The following is a 22,498-nucleotide window of genomic DNA, read 5'->3' on the forward strand; positions in this document are numbered from 1 at the left end:
CCGGCTATTTGCTGGTGGCCAGTCCCGACGTGAGTTCGGCCCACCGCGCGAGCAGCGTCGCGGCCGCTCCGCTGTCGATCGACTGCGCCGCCGTCGAGAGTCCGTCCGACAGCGCGTCTTCGAGCGTGCGGCCGCCGAGTCCCCGGAACGCGGCGATCGCCGCCGCGGCGTTGAGGAGGACCGCGTCGCGTACGGGTCCGGTCTCACCGGCGAAAAGTCGCCGCGCCACCGCCGCGTTCACCTCGGCATCGCCGCCGCGCAGTTCGTCGAGCGACACCCGCGCGATCCCGATGTCCCTGGGGTCGAGCTGACGGGTGGTCACCGCCCCGTCCGCCACGATGTGCACGGTCGACGTGGTCGACGTCGTCAACTCGTCCAGGCCGTCGTCACCGCGCACCACGAGCGCCGAGTTGCCGCGCTGCGCGAGCACACCGGCCACCACCGAGATCAGGCCCGGGAACGCGCAGCCGATGAGGCCGGCCCGCGGACGCGCCGGATTGGTGAGCGGTCCGAGCACGTTGAAGACGGTCGGGATGCCGATCTCCTTGCGCGGCGCGCCCGCGAACCGCAGGGCGGGATGGAACACCGGCGCGAAGCAGAAACCGATGCCGACCTCCCGGACGCAGCGGGCCACCTCGTCGGGGCCGAGATTGATCTTCACCCCGAGTGCCTCGAGAACGTCCGCCCCGCCGCTCTTGGACGACGCCGCCCGGTTTCCGTGCTTGACGACGCGAATGCCGGACGCCGCGACCACGAGTGACGCCATCGTGGAGATGTTCACGGTGTTGGATCGGTCACCACCGGTGCCGACGATGTCGACGACGTCGTCGTCGACGGGGACCTTGCGCGCGTGCCCGAGCATCGAGTCCGCCAGTCCGCGCAACTCCTCCGGAGTCTCGCCCTTCATCTTCAGGGCCACACCGAACGCCGCGATCTGCGCGGACGTGGCGTTGTCGGACATGATCTCGTCCATCGCCCATTTCGCCTCGTCCACCGACAGGTCACGTCCGTCGGTGAGCGTGCCGAGGACCGACGGCCACGTGCGTGCCGGCCGCACACCGTCGTTCGTCCCCTGAGCAGTCGGGCTCTGCATCGTCGTGTCCCCTTGCACTAGTGGCGGATCCGGTCCTGGCAGCCTAGTCACCGGGCGGATCGGACTCGCGCGCCGGTTGCGTCGCGTCCCAGCCGTCGACCGAGCCACCGAGCCGCTGCGCCAGCCCGGCCATTCTCGACCGTTCCTGAGAACAGTGCAGCGCATCGAGGATCTGGACTCGCTGCAGCACGAGTCCGACCGTCGCACCGTCCTCGGCCGGGGATGCCGGACCGTCCGCATCCTGCGGTCGGTAACCGTCCTGCGCGGCGATCGACACGGCGTCGGCGACGGACGACGCGGGCAGCCGCAGATGGTGCCGCAGCACCGCTTCCGCGTCGGCGTCCCACCGCGGATCCTCGGCGGCGGCGCGGTCGAGCGCGGTCGAGCACGCCTCCACGTCGTCGAAGCTCGAGGCGACGACCACGAGGTCGGGTCGATCCTGATCGAGAGGGGCCGGTTGCCGACTGCCGAACAGCCTCCGCAGCCACCCCGTACTGTTGTCACGAGAGCGCATGGCTCCACCCTTTCACGGTCCGCCACCAGGGCTGTCAGCAGGGAGAATCGGACAAGCGGGGCGCGTTGACGCGCCGAGGGTGGACCCGGGTAGTCGTCTCTTACGACGAAGCGTCATACTTCTGTCTGTGACGAGCGCAGTAGGGACTTCAGGATCAGCAATCACCCAACGCGTGCACTCGCTGAACCGACCTAACATGGTCAGCGTTGGCACCATCGTGTGGTTGTCAAGTGAGCTCATGTTCTTCGCAGGGCTCTTCGCCATGTATTTCGTGGCGCGAGCACAGGCGAATGGGAACTGGCCGCCGGAGCCGACCGAGCTGAATCTGTTCCTCGCCGTACCGGTGACGCTGGTGCTGATCGCCTCGTCGTTCACCTGCCAGATGGGTGTGTTCGCGGCCGAGCGCGGCGACGTCTTCGGCCTCCGCCGGTGGTACCTCCTGACGCTGGCGATGGGCACCTTCTTCGTCCTCGGCCAGGCGTACGAGTACATCCACCTCGTCGAGCACGGCACCTCGATCTCCAGCAGCGTGTACGGCTCGGTGTTCTACATGACCACCGGCTTCCACGGCATGCACGTGATCGGCGGCCTCATCGCGTTCGTCTTCCTGATCGCACGTACCAAGGTCAGCAAGTTCACGCCCGCCCAGGCCACCGCCGCCATCGTCGTCTCGTACTACTGGCACTTCGTCGACATCGTGTGGATCGGCCTGTTCGCCACGATCTATTTCATCCGTTGATCAGCTGAACGCCCCAGGCAGCCCCCTGACGTCCAGTCCGTCCCGACATACCAAAGGGATACAGATGAGTTCATCCCCCCCTCCCGCATCCGATACCACAGCGTCTGCCTCGAAGGCACGCCGCCAGCGGAAGCTCCGCAGGCGCGTCACGGGCGCCCTGGTCCTGATGATGGGACTGGTCAGCGCCGGTTTCCTCGCGTCCGCGTTGACGCCGACCCCGCAGGTGGCCACCGCCACCGACGATCAGGCAGCACTGATCCGCGAGGGCAAGCAGTTGTACGACACCTCGTGCATCACATGCCACGGCGCGAACCTGCAGGGTGTGCAGGATCGCGGACCGAGCCTGATCGGTGTCGGCGAGGCAGCCGTGTACTTCCAGGTGTCGTCGGGACGCATGCCGGCCTCGCGTAACGAGGCCCAGGTCGAGCGAAAGCCCGTCAAGTTCGACGCCGAGCAGACGGACGCCATCGGCGCGTACGTCCAGGCCAACGGCGGCGGCCCCACGGTCATTCGTGACGAGAACGGCGAGGTCGCCCAGTCGTCGCTGCGCGGCGGCGACATCGGACGCGGCAGCGAACTGTTCCGCCTCAACTGCGCGTCCTGCCACAACTTCACCGGGCGCGGCGGTGCGCTCTCGTCCGGTAAGTACGCGCCGGTCCTCGACCCGGCCAGCGAGCAGCAGATCTACACCGCGATGGTCACCGGCCCGCAGAACATGCCCAAGTTCTCGGACCGTCAGCTGACCCTCGAGGAGAAGAAGGACATCATCGCCTACATCAAGTCTTCAGGCGAGACGAAGCAGCCCGGCGGCTACGGACTCGGCGGCATCGGTCCCGCCTCCGAGGGCTTGGCCATGTGGGTCATCGGAATCATCGCTGTCGTCGGTGCAGCACTGTGGATCGGAGCAAGGTCATGAGCGACGCTGGCCAGCCGGGCGGCGCCACGCCAAAGAAGTACACGGATGCAGAACTCGAGAACCTGAGCCGCGACGAACTGGTCGAGCTCGGCACCAACCTCGACCACGTCGACGTCGCGTTCCGACGCAACCGCTGGGCGGTTCCGGGGACGAAGGCCGAGAAGCGCGCAGAGCGGTCGGTCGCCTTCTGGTTCGCTCTCTCCGGCATCTCGGCGATCGCGTTCATCGCGATCTACCTTTTCTGGCCCTGGGAATACGCAGGCGCCGGCGAGGAGCACTACTCGGCCTACAGCCTGTACACGCCGCTGATCGGCCTCACCATGGGTCTCGCCATCCTCGGCCTCGGTGTCGGAGCGGTGCAGTTCACCAAGAAGTTCATCCCCGAAGAGGTGTCCATCCAGGACCGCCACGACGGTGGATCGTCCGAGGTCGACCGCAAGACGATCGTCGCGGAACTCGGCGACTCGTTCGACACGTCGACGCTGGGACGCCGCAAGCTCCTCAAGCGCACCCTCATCTTCGGCGGCGGTGCCCTCGGCATCATGTCCGTCATGCCCCTCGGTGGTCTGATCAAGAACCCGTGGGCCAAGCGCGACGACTCCCCGCTGTGGGTCTCGGGATGGACCCCCCGCTACGAAGGCGAAACCATCTACCTGCGCCGCGACACCGGTCGCCCCGAGGACGTCGTCCTCGTCCGCCCGGAAGACCTGGACGCCGGCGCGATGGAAACGGTGTTCCCGTTCCGCGAGTCCGACCGCGGCGACCACGACGCACTGCTCGAGGCGCTGCGCGGCATCCGCAACGCGACCATGCTCATCCGCCTCCGCACGGAGGACACGGCGCGGGTCACCAAGCGCAAGGGCCAGGAGAGCTTCAACTACGGCGACTACTTCGCCTTCTCGAAGATCTGCACCCACCTCGGCTGCCCCACCTCCCTGTACGAACAGCAGACCAACCGAATCCTCTGCCCGTGCCACCAGTCGCAGTTCGATGCGCTGACCTACGGAAAGCCGATTTTCGGTCCGGCCGCTCGTGCACTTCCGCAGTTGCCTATTACAGTGAACGAAGAGGGTTTCCTAGTCACAACGGGTGACTACATCGAAGCTCTCGGCCCGGCATTTTGGGAGCGTCGACCGTGACCGACAACAAACCGTCCAAACTGAGCGCGATGGCCACCGGCCAGGCCGAAGCGATGGACTCGCGCTACCACCTCGCAGCGGGAATGCGGCGGCAGATCAACAAGGTCTTCCCCACCCACTGGTCGTTCCTGCTCGGCGAGATCGCGCTGTACAGCTTCGTCATCCTGCTGATCTCCGGTGTCTACCTGACCCTGTTCTTCGATCCGTCGATGGCGCACGTCGTCTACAACGGTGCGTACGAGCCGCTCCGCGGCGTCACGATGTCCCGCGCGTACGAGACCACGCTGAACATCTCGTTCGAGGTCCGCGGCGGTCTGTTCGTCCGTCAGATCCACCACTGGGCCGCGCTGATGTTCGCGGCGTCGATCGTCGTGCACCTGATGCGCATCTTCTTCACCGGCGCCTTCCGGCGTCCGCGTGAGGCCAACTGGGTCATCGGCTGCCTGCTGCTGATCCTGGCGATGTTCGAGGGATTCTTCGGCTACACGATCCCCGACGACCTGCTGTCCGGCACGGGCCTGCGGGCCGCGTTCTCCGGCATCACGCTGAGCATCCCGATCGCAGGCACCTGGATGCACTGGCTGATCTTCGGCGGCGACTTCCCCGGCGACCTGATCATCCCCCGCCTGTACGTCGCGCACGTCCTGCTGTTCCCGGGCATCATCCTCGCCCTGATCGCCGGTCACCTCGCGCTCGTCTGGTACCAGAAGCACACGCAGTTCCCCGGCCCCGGCCGCACGGAGAACAACGTCGTGGGTGTGCGCATCCTCCCGGTGTTCGCCGTCAAGTCGGGTGCGTTCTTCGCGATCACGTTCGGTGTGCTCGCCGTGATGGGTGGCGTGCTGCAGATCAACCCGGTCTGGACCATCGGCCCCTACAACCCGTCGCAGGTGTCGGCAGGTTCGCAGCCCGACATCTACATGATGTGGACGGACGGCCTGGCCCGCCTGTGGCCGGCGTGGGACATCTACCTGTTCGACCGCTACACCATTCCGTCGGTGTTCGCCGTCGCGTTGATCATGGGTCTGGTGTTCACGGTGCTGATCGCCTACCCGTGGATCGAGAAGCGTCTGACCAAGGACGACGCTCACCACAACCTGCTGCAGCGTCCGCGTGACGTTCCGGTGCGTACCGCGATCGGTGCGATGGCGATTGCGTTCTACGCCGTCCTGACGATCTCCTGCATCAACGACATCATCGCGTACCACCTGAGCATCTCGCTGAACGCGATGACGTGGATCGGCCGCATCGGCATGGTGTTGCTGCCTCCGATCGCCTTCTTCGTGGCCTACCGGTTCTGCCTGGGTCTCCAGCGCAGCGACCGTGAGGTTCTCGAGCACGGCATCGAGACCGGCATCATCAAGCGGATGCCGAACGGTCAGTACATCGAGATCCACCAGCCGCTCGGCCCGGTCGACGACCACGGTCACCCGATCCCGCTCGAGTACCAGGGTGCGACCGTCCCGAAGAAGATGAACAAGCTCGGTTCCGCCGGCAAGCCCGGTTCCGGCAGCCTCGTCACGGCCGACCCGGTCGAGGAGAGCCTGGCGCTCGAGCACGCCCTGCACCACGGCGAGCACGAGCAGCTCACGATGCTGCGGGAGTACCAGGACCGCGCCCACGGCAACGGTTCGTCGGCATCCGGCAACGGATCGTCCGGCAACGGCGAGGCCCACTAGCCTCGCCTCCGCACTCGAGCAGAGCCCCGAACCACTTCCGGTTCGGGGCTCTGCTCGTCTGTGGGCGTCGTGCCCGCTCCCCTCCCCCGCGGTTGCGCGCGGAACACGAGCGCGACCGCCCCGAGTCCCAGGAGAAGACCGAGCGCGGTGAGGATCCCGAACGGCTCGCCGAACATCACGGCCCCCCAGATCGCCGTCACCGGTGCCATCAGGAACATCAGGGCATTGACCCGGGTGACGCCGCTCCGTCGCAGCACGAGCCAGTACAGGCCGTAGCCGCCGAACGTGGACAGGGCGATCAGCCAGGCCACCGACCACCAGAACGCCGCCGTCGGCGGCGGCGACCCCTGTCCGGCGCACGCGGCGAGGGCGGTGAAGAGCACGGCGCTGGTCGCGCAGTGCACGGTCATGGACACGACGGGGTCGCTGTCGGTCGGTGAGCGACTCTCCAGGAAGGTCGCGGCCACCAGCGACAGCATCCCGGCGAAGGGCACGAGGTACGCCCACCAGGACACGCCGGACGCAGCGGTGGCGTCGCCTGCGGTGACGATCACGACCCCCGCCAGTCCGAGCAGCAGCCCCCACCATTGCTTGGGCGCGACGTACTGACCCAGCAGCGGGCCGGCCAGCACGGCGACGACCAGGGGCTGGGTGCCGTCGATCAGTGCCGTGGTGCCGGTCGAGACGCCGAGCCCGATCGCCTGGTAGACGGTCAGCAGATATCCGGTCTGCGACAGCGCGCCGACCGTCACCTGACGACCGAGTGCACGGGACCCGAGTCCCCGCCACCGTGCTCGTCCGAACAGCGCGGCCGCCAGGGCGAGTGCGATGGCGAGTGGCAGGAACCGCCAGGTCAGTACGGTCAGAGGGGCCGCGTCCCCGGCACCGAGTTTGGCCCCGATGAAGCCGGAGCTCCAGCACAGGACGAACATCACGGCGAGAAGCGCATTCACGTCTGACCACCACCTAAGTAAACAGATCGGTATACCTCCCTAACCTATACCGATCTGTATACTTTTGTCATGGAATCTGTACCGTCACCGCGACGCGTCGTGCTCACACCGGGAGCGAGGCGGGCGCTGGACGCGGCCGGCCGCCTCTTCTACGAGCGGGGAATCCACGCGGTCGGCGTGGATCTCATCGCCGCCGAGGCCGGTGTCACGAAGAAGACGCTCTACGACCGTTTCGGTTCGAAGGAACAGATCGTGGTCGAGTACCTCGCCGACCGGGACGAGCGGTGGCGGGCGTTTCTCGCCGGCCACCTCGACACCGCCGGTGACTCCCCCGGACGGCGCCTGACCGCGATCTTCGACGCATCCCGGGAGTGGACCGCGGAGAACAGCGCGAAGGGGTGCAGCATGGTCAACGCGCACGCGGAGATCAGCGACCCGGCACATCCGGCGTACGCGGTCATCGTCGGCCAGAAGCGGTGGATGCTCGACCTGTTCACCGGCGTGTGCCGGGACGCGTCGGTGCGCGACCCGGAGACACTCGCACGCACTGTCATGCTGCTCCACGAAGGGGCACTGGTCTCACATGGGTTGCAGGTGTTCCCCGAGGCGGTGCGACTCGCATCCGATCAGGCGTCGGCACTCCTCGCCGCGGCGGCCGGCCCGGCCCGTTAGGGACGACAAAGAGGAGGCGCCGAATCCCGGTGGGATTCGGCGCCTCCGCTGTTCGAATATGGGTGGAACTAGTGCTTCTCGGGCCCGACGTAGTACTCGAAGACGAGACCCGCTGCGGCCGCGAGCACGGCAACCACGGCGACCACGATCATCCACGGCTGGAAGAACGCCATCGCGACTGCGACGAAGGCAGCAGAAGCGGCAAGCAGGATCGGCCAGTAGCTACCGGGGCTGAAGAAGCCCAGGTCGCCTGCACCATCGGCGATCTCCGCGTCCTCGTAGTCCTCGGGACGGGTGTCGAGGCGACGGGCGACGAACCGGAAGTACGTTCCGATGATCAGCGTCAGTCCCGCCGACAGGCAGATGCCCGTCAGACCCGCCCACTCGATACCGGTTCGTGAAACGGCGGTGAAGACGCCGTAGACGATCGCGACGAGAATGAAGAATACCGTCAGGATCTCGAAGAGCTTGGCTTCGATCTTCATATCAGCACTTGTCCTTGGTCAGTGAGGTATCAGCAGCAGGTTCAGTTACCTTCGACACCGCTCGCCTGCTTGTAGCCGCGATCGGTGGTGAAGGGAGACGTCGACGTCGCAACCGGGGACTCGCCGATGGCCTGCAGAGCCTCCGCCGTGGTCAGATCCCGGCCGCCTTCGCTCGCCGGCTTGCGCAGCTCGATGTACTGCGCGAACTTGTCGGGGCTCACGGCGCGAACCTCGAAGTTCATCATCGCGTGGAACGTGCCGCACATCTCGGCGCAGCGCCCGACGAAGGCACCTTCCTTCTCGATCTCACTGATCTGGAAGACGTTGTCGGAGTGGTTCTCCTTCGGGTTCGGGTTCACGTCGCGCTTGAACAGGAACTCCGGCACCCAGAAGGCGTGGATGACGTCGGCCGAGGCCAGTTCGAACTGGATCCGCTTGCCGGTCGGCAGAACGAGGATCGGGATCTCGTTGCTCGAGCCGATCGTCTCGATCTTGTCGTAGTGCAGGTAGGACAGGTCCTGGGGGGTCTTGCCGTGGATCGGACCGGGCTGGGCGTGCTCACCCTCGGCCTCCGCCTCGGACGCCGGTGCGGACTCGACCGCAGCCTGCGCTTCCTGATCGACGCCGTCATACTTGCCGCCACCCTCGCCGAGGTCGATGGAGCGGTAGCCGAACTTCCAGTTCCACTGGTACGCAGTGACATCCACCACCACGTTGGGGTTGTCCTCCTTCTCGAGGACATGGTTCTGCACGATCACCGTGAAGTAGAACAGCACGGCGATGATGACGAACGGAACCGCGGTGTACGCCAGCTCGAGCGGCACGTTGTATGCCGTCTGCCGCGGGAACTCGGGTGAGTCCTTCTTCTTACGGTGGAAGATCACCGCCCAGAAGGTGAGTCCCCACACCAGCACACCCATGACGAGGGCGGCGATGACCGACCAGGTCCACAGTTCACGCATGCGGTGCGCCTGCGGGGTTACGCCCGAAGGCCACCCGAAACGAAGCACCTCGTTGTCGATTGAACAACCCGACAGCAGCAAGGCAGCAATGCCCAAAGATACTGCCAACCCTGCCCGCCGAAGGATCCGACCTTGCGCCACGTTCACGCCTTCCTGATCGCCGCAAATTCCACTAGGGCACACCCGATGGGAAGGCCCAATTACTACGCAGCGTAGACCAAAGGCGGCGGCTCTCCATCCTCGGGTCGGGCGACGTGTCGCTGCCGGTGCCGCTGTTCGAGCCGGGGCACCGTCACCGGCGGCCCGAACCGGCCGCTCCGGGAATCTGCGGCATACTTTCCGGCAGAGATCCCTGACCACTCCACCTCGTGGAGCCTTCCAAGATTCTGAATTGAGGTACCGGACGCTGTGTGCGGACTGCTCGGGCTACTGACCTCTGGAGAAACCAGCGACAACGCCGTCTCACAGGTCGACCAGGCGATGCACTGCCTGCGGCACCGTGGGCCGGACGAGCACGGGACCTGGCACGACGACCATCTGGTCTTCGGGTTCAATCGGCTGTCGATCATCGACATCGAACACTCCCACCAGCCGTTGCGGTGGGGTCCGGCGGAGAATCCGGAACGCTACGCGCTCACCTTCAACGGCGAGATCTACAACTACCTCGAGGTTCGCGCCGAACTCGCCGAGCAGTTCGGTGCGCAGTTCGTCACAGAGGGCGACAGCGAGTCCATCGTCGCCGCGTTCCACTACTGGGGCGAAGACGCCGTCCGTCGTCTGCGCGGCATGTTCGCGTTTGCGATCTGGGACACGGAGACGCGGGAGCTGTTCATCGCGCGCGATCCGTTCGGGATAAAGCCGCTCTTCCTGGCCACGGGCACCGGCGGCACCGCGTTCGGTAGCGAGAAGAAGAGCCTGCTGGAGCTGGCGAGCCTGATCGGTATCGGCACCGAACTCGATCCGCGGGCCGTCGAGCACTACACCGTCCTGCAGTACGTGCCGGAGCCGGAAACCCTCCACAAGCAGATCCGCCGCCTCGAGTCCGGTTGCTTCGCCCGCGTGCGCCCGGGCGAAGAACCCGTGATCACCCGCTATTTCGCGCCCACCTTCCCGGTGCGTCCGTTCGCCGCGGGCACCGACCAGGCCCGATACCGCGAGATCGCCGAGGCACTCGAGGATTCGGTCGCCAAGCACATGCGCGCCGACGTCACGGTCGGGTCCTTCCTGTCGGGTGGCATCGACTCGACGGCCATCGCGGCGCTCGCGATGCGCCACAACCCGAACCTGATCACGTTCACCACCGGTTTCGAGCGCGAGGGCTACTCCGAGGTCGACGTCGCAGCCGAATCCGCCGAAGCGATCGGCGCGCGCCACGTGGTGAAGGTGGTGAGCCCGTCCGAGTTCGCCGCCGCCATCCCCGAGATCGTGTGGTACCTCGACGACCCGGTCGCCGATCCCGCGCTGGTTCCGCTGTGGTTCGTGGCCAAGGAAGCGCGCAAGCACGTCAAGGTCGTGCTGTCCGGTGAGGGCGCCGACGAGCTGTTCGGCGGGTACACCATCTACCGCGAGCCGATTTCGCTGAAGCCGTTCGAGTACCTGCCCAAGGGACTGCGGCGGGCCGCAGGGAAGCTGTCCGAGCGCATCCCCGAGGGCACCCGGGGAAAGAGCCTGCTCAACCGCGGTTCACTGACCCTGGAAGAGCGGTACTACGGCAACGCGCGCAGCTTCAACGACGCACAGCTGCGCGCCGTCCTGCGCGACTTCCGGCCGGAGTGGACGCACCGCGACGTCACCGACCCGATCTACGCGCAGTCGCAGGGGTGGGATCCGGTGGCCCGGATGCAGCACCTGGACCTGTTCACGTGGTTGCGCGGCGACATCCTCGTCAAGGCCGACAAGATGACGATGGCGAACTCGCTCGAACTGCGGGTGCCGTTCCTCGATCCCGAGGTCTTCAAGGTGGCGTCGCAGGTGCCGTTGGATCAGAAGATCACCAAGAGCACCACCAAGTACGCGCTGCGTCAGGCGCTGGAGGGCATCGTCCCGGGGCACGTGCTCCATCGGGCGAAGCTGGGCTTCCCGGTGCCGCTGCGGCACTGGCTGCGCGGCACGGAATTGTTCGATTGGGCACACGAGCAGATCGCGGCGTCGGGCACCGATCACCTGCTCGACAAGGCCGCGATCACGAAGATGCTGAACGACCACCGGGACGGGGTGTCCGACCACAGCCGTCGCCTGTGGACCGTGCTGATCTTCATGGTCTGGCACGGCATCTTCGTCGAGAACCGCATCGTTCCGGAGATCGCCGAGCCGGCGTACCCGGTCTCGCTGTAGGCGCTTCGCGCCCGTGAGTGGTTGAGGAGTCCAGGGACTCGTCAACCACTCACGGGCGGCGGAGCCGCCTGTTACGGCAGGAGGGCAGCGATCTCGTCGGCCGCGGTGGAGCCGTAGGCGTCCGCGAGGCGCTTGACGGCCTCGTCGCGGTCGAACGTCCATTCCTGGGTTCCGACGGTCTCCAGCACGAGCACGGCCACCAGCGACCCCAGCTGTGCGGAGCGCTCGAAACTCAGGCCCGCGCTGTGCGCGAGGAGGAATCCGGCCCGGAATCCGTCACCGACACCGGTCGGGTCGACCTTCGCCTTCTCGGGGACGACGGCGACCCGGGTCCAGTTGCCCTCGGAGTCGACGATCTCGACGCCCTTGGAACCGAGCGTCGTGACGCGGACGCCGACCTGAGCGCGGATCTCCTCCTCGGACAGTCCGGTCTTCTGCTGTAGCAGTCCCCATTCGTACTCGTTCGTGAACAGGTACTTCGCGCCGCGGATCAGCGCCGACGCCTCCTCGCCGTTCAATCGGGCGAGTTGCTGCGACGGGTCGGCGGCGAACGGGATGCCCTGCCGGCGGCATTCCTCGGTGTGGCGGATCATCGCCTCGGGGTCGTTGGCGCCGATGAGGACCAGTTCGAGCGGTCCGGCGTCCTGCCCGATCCCCGACAGCTGGATCTCGCGGGCCTCACTCATCGCACCGGGGTAGAACGACGCGATCTGCGCCATGTCCTCGTCGGTGGTGCACACGAAACGCGCGGTGTGCGCGGTGGTCGAGATCCGGACGGCGGTGCAGTCGACACCGTTGCTCTCGAGCCACCGGCGGTAGTCCGCGAAGTCGGCTCCGACAGCCCCGACCAGCAGCGGAGATCCACCGAGCACGCCCATGGCGTAGGCGATGTTGCCGCCCACTCCCCCGCGCCGGACTACGAGGTCGTCGACCAGGAAGCTCAACGAGATGTGGCTGAGCTGATCGGCGAGCAGTTGCTCGGCGAACCGGCCCGGAAACCGCATCAGGTGGTCGGTGGCGATGGAACCGGTTACCGCAATTGTCACGGGCGGATGCCTTTCGATGAGTTCGGTCGGGATTTCTCACCGTACCCCGGAGTACCACCATGATCGGTCGGCAGCACGGGACCCGGGTACGTGGAGATCGGGCACGAAAAAAGTCTGACGCGGCAGCCGGTCGGCGCCGCGTCAGACTTGTCGATTCAGTTGTACTTCGGCCCGGGACTCAGTTGAAGGAGTCGCCGCAGGCGCACGAACCGGTCGCGTTGGGGTTGTCGATGGTGAAACCCTGCTTCTCGATGGTGTCGACGAAGTCGATCGAGGCACCCTCGACGTACGGCGCGCTCATCCGGTCCACCGCGAGGGCGACGCCGCCGAAGTCCACGATCAGGTCGCCGTCCAGGTTCCGGTCGTCGAAGAACAGCTGGTAACGCAGTCCTGCGCAGCCGCCGGGTTGCACGGCGATACGCAGTGCGAGGTCGTCACGACCTTCCTGATCGAGCAGCGCCTTCGCCTTGGCGGACGCGGCTTCGGTCATCTTGACGCCGTGGACGGCGGTCTCGTTCTGCACAGTCATGGGCTCTCCCTGTAGTTCGTAACAAACCCGTGAACGCTTCAACGGTACTCCGCGCCCGACTTATTCCCGGGTTCCATTCCCTGCGGCAGCCTCCGCAGATCGATCCACGTCCATGGTATCCGACGCCACGGATTCGGGTTACTACCCTGCGGCCACACCTTCCCAACCCCGGGCCGCGGCCGCGGCGAGGTCTCTCAGCTGCGCGTATGCGTCCGACATCGCGAGTTCGACCGATCCCGCGTGATCGACCAGGGACAGTGCGTCGTCGATGCCCGCGCTGTCGAGGTCCGCGGCGTCGAGGAGTACCTGCCCGGCCAGGACGAGCGTCGCAATCGACCGCCGGCGGGCGGCAGCGGCGAGCGCGATCACGAGTTTCCCGCGCAGCGACTGCTGGTCGAGGCGGCCTTCCCCGGTGATCACGAGCTGGGCGGAGGCGAGTTGGCGGTCCTGCCGGGTGCGCTGAGCGACCACGTGAGCACCGGATTCGCGGGTCGCGCCGAGGGCGAGCAGCGCGGCGCCGATGCCACCGGCGGCGCCGGCTCCGGCCTCGGCGGCGACCTCCCGGGCCGTCACCCGCTGCAGTTGCCCCGCCCACGCGGCGTTCCTGTCCTCCAGGAAGGCGACGGTGTCGGGGTCGGCACCCTTCTGCGGTCCGAACACGCGGGCGGCGCCGTGCTCGCCGAGCAGCGGGTGCTCGACGTCGGACGCGGCGACCAGTTCCACCGAACGTAGGCGGGCGACGGCGGCGTCCGCGCTCCCGAAGCCCTGCGCGAGGGCTTCGACGACGCCACGGCCGCCGTCGGTGCAGCTGCTGCCGCCGAGGCCGACGACGATTCTGCGCGCTCCGGCGGCGAGGGCCGCCACGACGAGTTGGCCGACGCCTCGGCTGTGCGCGTCGCGGGCGGTGCGGGGCGTCGGCGGTCCGCCCAGCAGTCCGAGTCCGCAGGCCTGGGCGGATTCGAGGTAGGCGTCGGTGCCGTCGAGGAGCCAGCGGGCGGTGACGTCGGCGCCGAGCGGCCCTTCCACGACCGCGGTCCGGACGGTGCCGCCTGCTGCGGCGATCACGTCCACGAATCCGGGGCCGCCGTCGGACTGCGGCGCCTCGATCAGCTGGTCGTCCGGGCGCACGGCCGACCATCCCGCCGCGATCGCAGCGGTCGCCTCGACGGCGGTCAGCGTTTCACCGAAGGAGTCCGGTGCGATCATCACTCGCATCGGCGAAGTGTATGGCGACGGGCGCGACCCGGCATTTCGATGTGAGGGCGGTTTTCCTCCCGGTGGCGTCTTCCCATACTCTGGAAGGGTGAAATTGCTACGCCGCGGTGATTCGGACAATTCAGACAAGCGGGACGTCGAGGTCGCCGAGTCGTCCACGGCCCCGGAGGCGGAGTCCGCCGAACAGGCAGGCAAGGGCCGCCCTACCCCCAAGCGACGCGACGCCGAGGCGAGGCGTCGCGGACCGGTCGCGCCCGCACCCCTGACGGCGAAAGAGGCACGCGCCCGTAAGAAGGCCACCCGCGGCAGCAAGGAAGAGCGCAAGGTCGCCGCGGCGGAGCGACGCGCCACCGCCGCCGAGCGACGCGCCCGCATGCTCGCCGGCGAGGACAAGTACCTCCTCCCTCGCGACAAGGGCCCGGTCCGCGCGTACGTCCGCGACATCGTGGACGCCCGGCGCAACCTGGTCGGCCTGTTCATGCCGCTGGCCCTGGTTCTCATCATGGCCATGTTCGTCAGCCCGGCGCTGCAGGCCATCGTGACGCTCGCCATGCTCATCATGATGATGTTCATGGCCATCGAGGGCGTCTGGCTGGGCCGCAAGATCAACAATCAGGTGCGGGAGCGTTTCCCGGACACCCCCGACGGCGGTTTCAAGCTCGGGTGGTACGCGTTCGTGCGTGCGTCGCAGATCCGCAAGCTGCGGGCCCCCAAGCCACGGGTGCGCCCCGGCGACGCCATCTGACGGTCAGTTGTGCGGCGCGCGGTGCGTCTCGGCGAGCAGCCGCCCCAGTTCGGCGTCGCGGTCGTACGACAGGTCGGTCATGGGATCGGCCGGTCGGAAGAAGTTGTCGCGGTAGCTTTTCCGCAGTCGCGGCGGGAGTGATCCCAGGTGCCGACCGGCATACGTCACGGCCGCATGCAGCACGAGGATAAGTGCAACGAGGACGAGGAATTCGGTCATGGCTGAAATTTTCCGCCCATTCACTTCCCGCCAACAGTGGCGGAATTGACGTTCTTCGTCAAAATACTGCCACTCCGGTCGGTTGGTAGCGTTTCCCACCGTGCCCACCGCCGATTCCCCGGACCGCCCGAGCCGTCCGAACCCGACGTCGCGAACGCTGGTGCTCGGCGGTGCACGCTCCGGAAAATCCGCTCACGCCGAGGAACTGACCCAGGCCCTGGCCGGTGCGGGCCGGGTGCGCTACGTCGCCACCAGCCACCGCGACCCCGACGACCACGACTGGGAACACCGCATCGCTCAGCACCGCGATCGGCGCCCCGCCAGCTGGCTCACCGTGGAAACCGCGCACCGGCTCGACCTCGCCGGCCAGCTGCGTTCCCCCACCGAGGCTTCGGCCACCCTCGTCGACGATCTCGGCACCTGGCTCACCGTCGAACTCGACGGCGCCGCAGCCTGGGACTCGCCGCGGGGCACCATCACCCCACGCACCGACGAACTCGTCGCGAGCGTCCGCGACTACCGCGGCGCACTCGTGCTGGTGACTCCCGAGGTGGGTCTCGGGGTCATCCCCGAGACCCGGTCCGGTCGCCTGTTCCGCGACGAGATCGGCGCCCTCAACGCGCGACTCGCCCAGGTCTGCGATCGTGTCGTCCTCGTCGTCGCCGGGCTGACCATGATCTTGAAAGATGATCCCGCACGCGAGTCGTGCGGGGCAGAAGTGTCCACTCGAACGAGAGGCCAAGCGTGACCAGCGAGTCCGTGAGCACCGACCCCGGTCGGTTCGAACCCGTCACCCCACCCGACGAAGGGGTGCGCGCACAGGCCGAAGCCCGTCAGTTGCAGCTCACCAAACCGGCCGGCTCACTCGGACGCCTCGAGACGCTCGCGTGCTGGGCAGCGGCCTGCCAGGGAGTCTGCCCGCCCGTCCCCTTCGCGCGGGCGCGGGTGGTGGTGTTCGCCGGTGACCACGGGGTGGCCCGGACCGGCGTCTCGGCGTATCCGCCCGAGGTGACGGCCCAGATGGTCGCCAACTTCGTCGGCGGCGGGGCAGCCGTCAACGCCCTCGCGAACCGGGCGGGCGCAAGCGTGCGCGTCGTCGACCTGTCCGTGGACGGCGACACGGATCCGTCGGTGTCCGCGTTCAAGATTCGCCGCTCGTCGGGGGCGATCGACCGCGAGGACGCGCTCACCCACGAGCAGACACTGCAGGCCATCGAGGCCGGACGTTCCATCGCCGACTCCGAAATCGATTCCGGTGCAGACCTGTTGATCGCCGGCGACATGGGAATCGGCAACACCACACCGGCCACCGTTCTCATCGCCGCGCTGACGGACACCGAACCGGTGGCGGCGGTCGGCCGGGGCACCGGTGTCGACGACGCCGGCTGGATCCGGAAGACCGCAGCGATTCGCGACGCGATGCGCCGCGCCCGGCCGGTGGTCCGGGACACGGTGGCGCTCCTGCGGACGGTGTCGGGCGCCGACCTCGCCGCGATGGCCGGCTTCCTCGCCCAGGCCTCCGCCCGCAAGACCCCGGTGATTCTCGACGGCGTCGTCGTGACCGCGGCCGCCATGGTCGCGGAGGAACTCGCGCACGGCGCCCGCGCGTGGTGGCTTGCCGGTCACCGTTCCACGGAACCGGCACACACGATCGCGCTGAAGCATCTGCAACTCGACCCCCTCCTCGAACTGGACATGCGGCTCGGTGAGGGGTCCGGCGCCGTCGCCGCGCTGCCGATCCTGCAGGGCGCCGTCGCGACGCTCGCGGAGATGGCGACGTTCGCGGAGGCCGGCGTCAGCACCCGCGGCGCCGAGGACGGCGACGGCACCGAGACCGGCTCCGCCGCCGATACCGCGGGCTGACCGTGTCGGGGGTGCTGCTCGCGTTCTCCTGGCTGACGGTCCTCCCCCTGCGCGGACCGGATTCAGTGGACCGCGTGTCGGGTCGCCGCGCGATCCGGGCGGCGCCGGTGACGGGGATCGCGCTGGGAGTCCTGGCCGCGGGGCTGCTGTGGGCACTCGTGTCCGCCGGTCTCGACCCCGCCCTCGCCGGCCTGATGACGGTGGGTGCCCACGCCCTCGCCACCCGGGGCATGCACATCGACGGTCTGTCCGACACCGTCGACGGGCTCGGCTGTTACGGGCCTCCGGAGCGGGCGCGGGCCGTGATGCACAGCGGCGGCGCGGGCCCGTTCGGGGTGTGCGCCCTGGTGATCTGCCTGGGCGCTCAGGGACTGGCGTTCGGATCTCTCGCCGCCGCAGGACAATTCGCGTGCGCCGCCGTCGCCGTGGCGGCCGGGCGGGTGGCGGTCGTCTTCGCCTGCCGGCGCGGAATTCCCGCGTCGTCGACGGAAGGCTTCGGCGCACTGGTCGCCGAAACCCAGTCCCCGTGGACCGGTATCGCCTGGACCGTTCCGCTCCTCGCGGCGGCCGCGTGGTGCACCTTGCCGTGGTGGCAGGGACCGGTCGTCGTAGTGGTCGCGCTGACGCTCACCGCGTTGCTGGTGGCCCACTGCGTCCGGCGATTCGCCGGCCTGAACGGCGACGTACTCGGCGCCGCGCTCGAGATCACCGTCACCGTCGCGGCGATCGGTCTCACCTTCTGAGCGACCGCCGGAACCGAGCTCAGCGCAGTTTGGTCATCCACCCGTGTGTGTCGGCGAACGTTCCCCGCTGAATGCCGGTCAAAGTGTCGCGCAGGGCCATGGTGACCTCGCCGGGCTCGCCGTCGGCGATCGTGAACTCACCCTCGGCCGACTTGACCCGGCCGACGGGCGTGATGACCGCCGCCGTACCGCACGCGAACACCTCGGTGATCTCGCCCGACTTGGTCTTGGTGCGCCATTCGTCGGTGCTGATCCGACGCTCCTCCACCGCGAAACCGGCGTCGGTCGCGAGGGTCAGCAGCGAGTTGCGGGTGATACCCGGCAGCAGCGAACCGGACAGGGACGGCGTCACGAGCCGGGCGTCGGAACCGGAGCCGAACACGAAGAAGAGGTTCATGCCGCCCATCTCCTCCACGTACGACCGCTCGATCGCGTCGAGCCACACCACCTGGTCGCAACCCTCGTCGGCGGCCTGCGCCTGCGCGAGAAGCGACGCCGCGTAGTTGCCCGCGAACTTGGCGGCGCCGGTGCCACCGGGCGCGGCGCGCACGTACTCCGTCGACAGCCACACGCTGACCGGCTTCACTCCACGCGGGAAGTAGGCGCCGGCGGGCGAGGCGATCAGCAGGTAGCGGTACTCGTCTGCCGGACGCACCCCGAGACCGGCCTCGGTGGAGAACATGAACGGGCGGAGGTACAGCGCGTCCTCGCCGCCGGCGGCGGGCACCCATTCGTGGTCCAGCTCGAGCAGTTCGGTGATCGACTTGACAAACAACTCCTCCGGCAGCTCCGGCATCGCGAGACGGCGAGCCGACGTCGCGAGTCGTTCGGCGTTCGCCTCGAGGCGGAACGTCGAGATACCGCCGTCGGGCTGCCGGTACGCCTTCAGCCCCTCGAAGATGGCCTGCCCGTAGTGCAGCACCATCGCGGCGGGGTCGAGCTGGAGCGGCCCGTACGGTTCCACCTTGGCGTCGTGCCAGCCGAGCTCCGTGGAGTACGTGATCGACACCATGTGGTCCGTGAAGTACCGGCCGAATCCGGGCGCCGCCAGTATCTCTCGCCGTACCTCGTCGGAGGTGAGGGCGGGATGCGGGACGCGAACGAACTCGGTGACACCTGTCATGCCCGTGATCTTATCGAACACCTTCCGCCGCCCCACGGCCGACAGGTCCTCCGCGACAGGCGCTTACTTGGTGTTGATCTCCACGAACGGCGGAGACACCACCTCGGCGCGCAGCGAGCGTCCCCGGACGTCCACGGCGATCTCGTCTCCCGCCGACACGCCGGCCCCGGAGTCGAGCAGCGCCAATGCGATCCCGACCTTCAGCGTGGGCGAGAACGTGCCCGACGTGGTCTCGCCGATCGACTCGCCGTCGCGCAGGACGGTCTGACCGGCGCGGAGAACCCCGCGGTCCAGTGCCTTGATGCCCCACAGCTTGCGCGCCGGGCCGGACTCCTTCTCGTCGGTGAGCGTCTCCTTGCCCCAGAACTTCGGCTTCTTCCACCCGATCGCCCAGCCGCATCGCGCCTCGAGCGGGGAGATCTCCAGCGACAGTTCGTGCCCGTGCAACGGGTATCCCATCTCGGTGCGCAGCGTGTCCCGCGCCCCGAGACCGGCGACCTGGCCGCCGTGCGCGCGGACCAGCTCGACCGCGGCCCGGAACAGCTTCTCGCTGTCCTCCCAGCGCGGCAGCAGCTCGAATCCGACCTCTCCGGTGTACCCGCTGCGGCAGACGCGGACGGGAACCCCGTCCCAGGTGGCGTCGGCGAAGGCCATGTACTCGATGTCCGTCGGCAGGCCGAGCGCGGTGAGCACCTCGGCCGACTTCGGGCCCTGGACGGCGATCACACCGAAGTCCCGGTGCTGGTTCTCCACCGTGACACCCTCGGGCGCCGTGGCGGCCAGTGCCGCGACCACGTCCGCGGTGTTGGCCGCGTTGGGGACGAGGAATACCTCGTCGGGGCTGACGAAGTAGGCGATCAGGTCGTCGATCACGCCGCCCGACGGCGTGCAGCACAGCGTGTACTGCGCCTTGCCTGGCCCGATCTTGTCGAGATCGTTGGTCAGAGCCGAGTTGACGAAGGCGGCGGCGCCGCTGCCCCGCACGAGGGCCTTGCCGAGGTGGCTGACGTCGAACACCCCCACCGATTCACGCACCGCGGTGTGCTCGGCGACGACACCGGCGTACGAGACGGGCATCTCCCAGCCGCCGAAGGGAGCGAACGTGGCCCCGAGTTCGACGTGAGCGGCGTGGACGGGGCCCTGCGACAACTGCTCCTCGGTCATGGGCCTCAACTTATCCGACCCCCGGGCGCACCGGGTAGGCGACGGCGGACGAGCACTACCATCGGGACGGACGTCGGCCATCCGACACCACCCGATCCCGAACCGCTGCAGGAGAGACACCGTGAGCACTCACACAGCCCGACCCCTCGGACCACAACTCGCCCTCGCCGGCACCGTCGGCAAGCGGGTGGACGTGCTGGTGATCGGGCTGACGTCGGCCTCGGACGGCCCCGAAATCGCGCTCGGCGACGGCATCGTCGACGAATCGGTGCTGACCGGTCTGCTCGACACACTCGTCGCGGTGGGGGCCTCCGGCAAGGCGGAGGAGACGACCCGCATCCCTGCACCCGACACGCTTCCGGTCGACAGCGTGCTCGCCGTCGGGCTCGGTTCGGCCGAAAAGCTCGACGCCGAGCAGATCCGTAAGTCCGCGGGCGCCGCGGCGCGGTCGCTCAGTGGTGTGGGCACCGTCGCGACCACCCTGTCCGTACTCGATCTCGGTGCGGCAGCCGAAGGTTTCGCCCTCGGCGCGTACCGGTTCAACGAATTCAAGTCCGCGAAATCCGCCCCCGGCCCCGACGCACAGCCCGTTTCGCGGGTGGAGCTGCTGGTCTCGTCGCCGCGCGCGAAGGAGTCGAAGGAGACCCTGGCGCGGTCCGCGGCGATCGCCGAAGCCGTCGCCACCGCCCGCGAATTCGTCAACACTCCCCCGAGCCACCTCTTCCCCGCAGAATTCGCCGACCGCGCAAAGGCTCTCGGCACCGATGCCGGACTGAAGGTCGAGGTCCTCGACGAGAAGGCGCTCGAAAAGAACGGGTACGGCGGCATCCTCGGGGTGGGCAAGGGCTCGTCCCGGCTGCCGCGACTCGTTCGGCTGAGCTATTCCGCCAAGAAGCGGAACGCCCCCAAGATCGCGCTCGTCGGCAAGGGCATCACGTTCGACACCGGCGGCATCTCCATCAAGCCCGCCGCAGGCATGGAGAACATGACGTCCGACATGGGCGGCGCCGCAGCCGTTGTCGCCACCGTGGTCCTCGCCGCCAAGCTCGGTCTGCCCGTCGACGTCACCGCCACCGTCCCGATGGCGGAGAACATGCCGTCGTCCACCGCGCAGCGTCCCGGCGACGTCCTCACCCAGTACGGCGGAACCACGGTGGAGGTCATCAACACCGACGCGGAGGGACGCCTCGTCCTCGCCGACGCCATCGTCCGCGCGTGCGAGGACGACCCCGACTACCTCATCGACACCGCAACCCTCACCGGCGCGCAGATGGTGGCGCTGGGGAACCGGACGCCCGGTGTCATGGGCACCGACGAGTTCCGCGACCGCGTCGCCGCCATCTCCCAGGAGATCGGCGAGAACGCATGGGCCATGCCGATGCCCGCCGAACTGCGCTCGGACCTCGATTCGAAGGTCGCCGACCTCGCCAACGTCACCAACCACCGCTGGGGCGGCATGCTCGCGGCGGCCCTGTACCTGAAGGAGTTCGTCGCCGACGGCGTCCAGTGGGCGCACATCGACGTCGCCGGACCGGCCTACAACTCGTCGGGACCGTGGGGATACACCGGCCGCGGCGGCACCGGCGTGCCCGTGCGCACCATGATCTCGGTGATCGAGGACATCGCCGCCAACGGATAGGCGCTCCGCGCCCGTGCGCCTTTCTCGTTGTTGCAGCTACCAGAAAGGCGCACGGGCCCGAAGGGCCTACAGGTCGCGCTCGCGTTCCCGTTTGCGCTCGATGCGGCGCCGCGCGTCGTGGTCACGCATCCGCTGCGGGTAGCCGGTCTTGCGGACGTCGTACACGGGGATGCGGAGATCCTCGCCGAGTTTGCGGGCGCCGCGTTCACCGCCCACCCGGCGCCGGGTCCACTCGCCGTCCGCCGCGACGAGCACGACAGTGACTTCCGTCACTGTCGTCCGAGGCTCCACGTAGGCCTCCACACCGAGGTGCGTGCGAGTCCAGTTCGCGAGATACGCGGCGTCCTCCGGGGACGCCTGAGATCGGCCGGACCGAGGCCGCGAGAATCGGTCGAACAACCCCACGTCGAGCCTCCTCGAGTGCGTGCGCCCGGCGATGCCGGCGACTGTCCTCCAAGTTTGCCAGCGAACGCCCGGTTTCCGCGGCACACGAAAACTACTGGCCGGTAGCGATTACGTCGCGACACACCGGAGTCCCCGACGGGTGCCCCTCGGCGGACACGCCCGCCGGATCAATGGAAAGATGTGGAGCGCCGACACAGCGAGTGGGTGACGACGAATCGGAATTACCTGCAAGTAGACGCAAGACACGTGCATCTCGAAGCACAATGGTTCACGACCACAAGTCGACAAAATTCAACAACCCGAACACAACTGTCGAGGAGT

At 67.9% G+C, this 22,498-nt stretch carries 23 protein-coding genes; 11 read left to right on the forward strand and 12 right to left on the reverse strand.

All coding sequences use genetic code 11. The features are described 5' to 3' along the window. Nucleotides 1-4: 4 nt before the first annotated feature. On the reverse strand, nucleotides 5-1,093 hold the full coding sequence (trpD, locus tag PSR88_RS05720) for an anthranilate phosphoribosyltransferase (RefSeq protein ID WP_011594250.1): 1,089 nt from the start codon (nucleotides 1,091-1,093) through the stop codon (nucleotides 5-7). Nucleotides 1,094-1,136: 43 nt separating this feature from the next. Beyond that, the gene (locus PSR88_RS05725; protein ID WP_011594251.1) at nucleotides 1,137-1,607 is read right to left on the reverse strand and encodes a ribonuclease E inhibitor RraB; all 471 of its coding nucleotides are present in this window, start codon (nucleotides 1,605-1,607) and stop codon (nucleotides 1,137-1,139) included. A 127-nt stretch (nucleotides 1,608-1,734) separates the two neighbouring features. Here PSR88_RS05725 and PSR88_RS05730 point away from each other — a divergent pair, with 127 nt between their 5' ends. The 4 genes from PSR88_RS05730 (at nucleotide 1,735) to PSR88_RS05745 (ending at nucleotide 6,080) form a co-directional block, all read left to right on the forward strand. Further along, on the forward strand, nucleotides 1,735-2,346 hold the full coding sequence (locus PSR88_RS05730) for a heme-copper oxidase subunit III (protein WP_005260123.1): 612 nt from the start codon (nucleotides 1,735-1,737) through the stop codon (nucleotides 2,344-2,346). Nucleotides 2,347-2,410: 64 nt separating this feature from the next. Further along, nucleotides 2,411-3,262: a cytochrome c gene (locus tag PSR88_RS05735; protein ID WP_081437413.1), complete on the forward strand. Its 852-nt coding sequence runs from the start codon at nucleotides 2,411-2,413 to the stop codon at nucleotides 3,260-3,262. Then, nucleotides 3,259-4,401: a ubiquinol-cytochrome c reductase iron-sulfur subunit gene (locus tag PSR88_RS05740; RefSeq protein WP_009473777.1), complete on the forward strand. Its 1,143-nt coding sequence runs from the start codon at nucleotides 3,259-3,261 to the stop codon at nucleotides 4,399-4,401. Before PSR88_RS05735 ends, PSR88_RS05740 begins: the two co-directional genes overlap by 4 nt. 29 nt (nucleotides 4,402-4,430) lie before the next feature. Further along, nucleotides 4,431-6,080, forward strand: a complete 1,650-nt coding sequence (locus PSR88_RS05745) for a cytochrome b (RefSeq protein ID WP_050787461.1) — start codon at nucleotides 4,431-4,433, stop codon at nucleotides 6,078-6,080. Here PSR88_RS05745 and PSR88_RS05750 read toward each other — a convergent pair. Beyond that, nucleotides 6,077-7,033: a DMT family transporter gene (locus tag PSR88_RS05750; RefSeq protein WP_016880031.1), complete on the reverse strand. Its 957-nt coding sequence runs from the start codon at nucleotides 7,031-7,033 to the stop codon at nucleotides 6,077-6,079. The genes PSR88_RS05745 and PSR88_RS05750 overlap by 4 nt on opposite strands. Nucleotides 7,034-7,102: 69 nt before the next feature. On the opposite strand from PSR88_RS05750, the gene PSR88_RS05755 reads away from it, so the two are divergent. Next, nucleotides 7,103-7,705, forward strand: coding sequence for a TetR/AcrR family transcriptional regulator (locus PSR88_RS05755; protein ID WP_011594254.1), 603 nt, complete (start codon nucleotides 7,103-7,105; stop codon nucleotides 7,703-7,705). A 68-nt stretch (nucleotides 7,706-7,773) separates the two neighbouring features. Here PSR88_RS05755 and PSR88_RS05760 read toward each other — a convergent pair whose 3' ends face one another. Then, on the reverse strand, nucleotides 7,774-8,190 hold the full coding sequence (locus PSR88_RS05760) for a cytochrome c oxidase subunit 4 (protein WP_009473781.1): 417 nt from the start codon (nucleotides 8,188-8,190) through the stop codon (nucleotides 7,774-7,776). Between the two features lie 41 nt (nucleotides 8,191-8,231). Then, a complete protein-coding gene (locus tag PSR88_RS05765; protein WP_016880030.1) occupies nucleotides 8,232-9,299 on the reverse strand; it encodes a cytochrome c oxidase subunit II in 1,068 nt (355 codons plus the stop codon). A gap of 261 nt (nucleotides 9,300-9,560) precedes the next feature. On the opposite strand from PSR88_RS05765, the gene asnB reads away from it, so the two are divergent. After that, nucleotides 9,561-11,486: an asparagine synthase (glutamine-hydrolyzing) gene (gene asnB / locus PSR88_RS05770; protein WP_011594256.1), complete on the forward strand. Its 1,926-nt coding sequence runs from the start codon at nucleotides 9,561-9,563 to the stop codon at nucleotides 11,484-11,486. A gap of 71 nt (nucleotides 11,487-11,557) precedes the next feature. Here asnB and PSR88_RS05775 read toward each other — a convergent pair whose 3' ends face one another. The 3 genes from PSR88_RS05775 to PSR88_RS05785 all read right to left on the reverse strand — a co-directional run bounded on the left by PSR88_RS05775 (nucleotide 11,558) and on the right by PSR88_RS05785 (nucleotide 14,276). Next, a complete protein-coding gene (locus PSR88_RS05775; RefSeq protein ID WP_016880029.1) occupies nucleotides 11,558-12,532 on the reverse strand; it encodes a carbohydrate kinase family protein in 975 nt (324 codons plus the stop codon). Nucleotides 12,533-12,710: 178 nt separating this feature from the next. Then, nucleotides 12,711-13,061, reverse strand: coding sequence for an iron-sulfur cluster assembly accessory protein (locus PSR88_RS05780; protein WP_005247725.1), 351 nt, complete (start codon nucleotides 13,059-13,061; stop codon nucleotides 12,711-12,713). Between the two features lie 141 nt (nucleotides 13,062-13,202). Beyond that, nucleotides 13,203-14,276: a glycerate kinase gene (locus PSR88_RS05785; protein WP_016880028.1), complete on the reverse strand. Its 1,074-nt coding sequence runs from the start codon at nucleotides 14,274-14,276 to the stop codon at nucleotides 13,203-13,205. Nucleotides 14,277-14,364: 88 nt separating this feature from the next. Between PSR88_RS05785 and PSR88_RS05790 the strand changes: the two genes are divergently transcribed. Continuing rightward, nucleotides 14,365-15,021, forward strand: a complete 657-nt coding sequence (locus tag PSR88_RS05790; RefSeq protein WP_009473786.1) for a DUF3043 domain-containing protein — start codon at nucleotides 14,365-14,367, stop codon at nucleotides 15,019-15,021. 3 nt (nucleotides 15,022-15,024) lie between these two features. On the opposite strand, the gene PSR88_RS05795 is transcribed toward PSR88_RS05790, so the two are convergent. After that, a complete protein-coding gene (locus PSR88_RS05795) occupies nucleotides 15,025-15,240 on the reverse strand; it encodes a hypothetical protein (RefSeq protein WP_016880027.1) in 216 nt (71 codons plus the stop codon). Nucleotides 15,241-15,340: 100 nt separating this feature from the next. Between PSR88_RS05795 and cobU the strand changes: the two genes are divergently transcribed. From cobU to PSR88_RS05810, 3 genes are read left to right on the forward strand one after another with little or no spacing between them, the layout of a single operon-like run. Then, on the forward strand, nucleotides 15,341-15,988 hold the full coding sequence (gene cobU, locus PSR88_RS05800; RefSeq protein WP_011594260.1) for a bifunctional adenosylcobinamide kinase/adenosylcobinamide-phosphate guanylyltransferase: 648 nt from the start codon (nucleotides 15,341-15,343) through the stop codon (nucleotides 15,986-15,988). Further along, the gene (cobT, locus tag PSR88_RS05805; protein WP_016880026.1) at nucleotides 15,985-17,103 is read left to right on the forward strand and encodes a nicotinate-nucleotide--dimethylbenzimidazole phosphoribosyltransferase; all 1,119 of its coding nucleotides are present in this window, start codon (nucleotides 15,985-15,987) and stop codon (nucleotides 17,101-17,103) included. Before cobU ends, cobT begins: the two co-directional genes overlap by 4 nt. A gap of 2 nt (nucleotides 17,104-17,105) precedes the next feature. Next, entirely contained in the window at nucleotides 17,106-17,846 is a 741-nt protein-coding gene (locus PSR88_RS05810) for an adenosylcobinamide-GDP ribazoletransferase (protein ID WP_016880025.1), read from the forward strand. A gap of 19 nt (nucleotides 17,847-17,865) precedes the next feature. Here the strand turns inward: PSR88_RS05810 and PSR88_RS05815 are convergent, their stop codons facing one another. Next, entirely contained in the window at nucleotides 17,866-18,969 is a 1,104-nt protein-coding gene (locus tag PSR88_RS05815) for a branched-chain amino acid aminotransferase (protein WP_029537317.1), read from the reverse strand. Nucleotides 18,970-19,032: 63 nt separating this feature from the next. Next, entirely contained in the window at nucleotides 19,033-20,133 is a 1,101-nt protein-coding gene (gene gcvT, locus PSR88_RS05820; RefSeq protein ID WP_016880024.1) for a glycine cleavage system aminomethyltransferase GcvT, read from the reverse strand. 121 nt (nucleotides 20,134-20,254) lie between these two features. Between gcvT and PSR88_RS05825 the strand changes: the two genes are divergently transcribed. Further along, nucleotides 20,255-21,772 (forward strand): leucyl aminopeptidase, encoded by a 1,518-nt coding sequence (locus tag PSR88_RS05825; RefSeq protein WP_016880023.1) that lies wholly within the window; start codon nucleotides 20,255-20,257, stop codon nucleotides 21,770-21,772. 66 nt (nucleotides 21,773-21,838) lie between these two features. Here the strand turns inward: PSR88_RS05825 and PSR88_RS05830 are convergent, their stop codons facing one another. Then, entirely contained in the window at nucleotides 21,839-22,177 is a 339-nt protein-coding gene (locus tag PSR88_RS05830) for a hypothetical protein (RefSeq protein WP_009473794.1), read from the reverse strand. Nucleotides 22,178-22,498 lie beyond the last annotated feature (321 nt).

Source organism: Rhodococcus sp. DK176, from assembly GCF_038447315.2.
GTDB lineage: Bacteria > Actinomycetota > Actinomycetes > Mycobacteriales > Mycobacteriaceae > Rhodococcus_F > Rhodococcus_F jostii_A.

Bases quoted from the DNA above. Each gene is read 5' to 3' on its own strand.
- PSR88_RS05760 (WP_009473781.1), bottom strand. From the start codon at position 8,190: ATGAAGATCGAAGCCAAGCTCTTCGAGATCCTGACGGTATTCTTCATT.
- PSR88_RS05785 (WP_016880028.1), bottom strand. From the start codon at position 14,276: ATGCGAGTGATGATCGCACCGGACTCCTTCGGTGAAACGCTGACCGCC.
- PSR88_RS05755 (WP_011594254.1), top strand. From the start codon at position 7,103: ATGGAATCTGTACCGTCACCGCGACGCGTCGTGCTCACACCGGGAGCG.
- PSR88_RS05735 (WP_081437413.1), top strand. From the start codon at position 2,411: ATGAGTTCATCCCCCCCTCCCGCATCCGATACCACAGCGTCTGCCTCG.
- PSR88_RS05745 (WP_050787461.1), top strand. From the start codon at position 4,431: ATGGCCACCGGCCAGGCCGAAGCGATGGACTCGCGCTACCACCTCGCA.
- PSR88_RS05795 (WP_016880027.1), bottom strand. From the start codon at position 15,240: ATGACCGAATTCCTCGTCCTCGTTGCACTTATCCTCGTGCTGCATGCG.
- PSR88_RS05815 (WP_029537317.1), bottom strand. From the start codon at position 18,969: ATGACAGGTGTCACCGAGTTCGTTCGCGTCCCGCATCCCGCCCTCACC.
- PSR88_RS05725 (WP_011594251.1), bottom strand. From the start codon at position 1,607: ATGCGCTCTCGTGACAACAGTACGGGGTGGCTGCGGAGGCTGTTCGGC.
- gcvT (WP_016880024.1), bottom strand. From the start codon at position 20,133: ATGACCGAGGAGCAGTTGTCGCAGGGCCCCGTCCACGCCGCTCACGTC.
- PSR88_RS05780 (WP_005247725.1), bottom strand. From the start codon at position 13,061: ATGACTGTGCAGAACGAGACCGCCGTCCACGGCGTCAAGATGACCGAA.
- trpD (WP_011594250.1), bottom strand. From the start codon at position 1,093: ATGCAGAGCCCGACTGCTCAGGGGACGAACGACGGTGTGCGGCCGGCA.
- PSR88_RS05740 (WP_009473777.1), top strand. From the start codon at position 3,259: ATGAGCGACGCTGGCCAGCCGGGCGGCGCCACGCCAAAGAAGTACACG.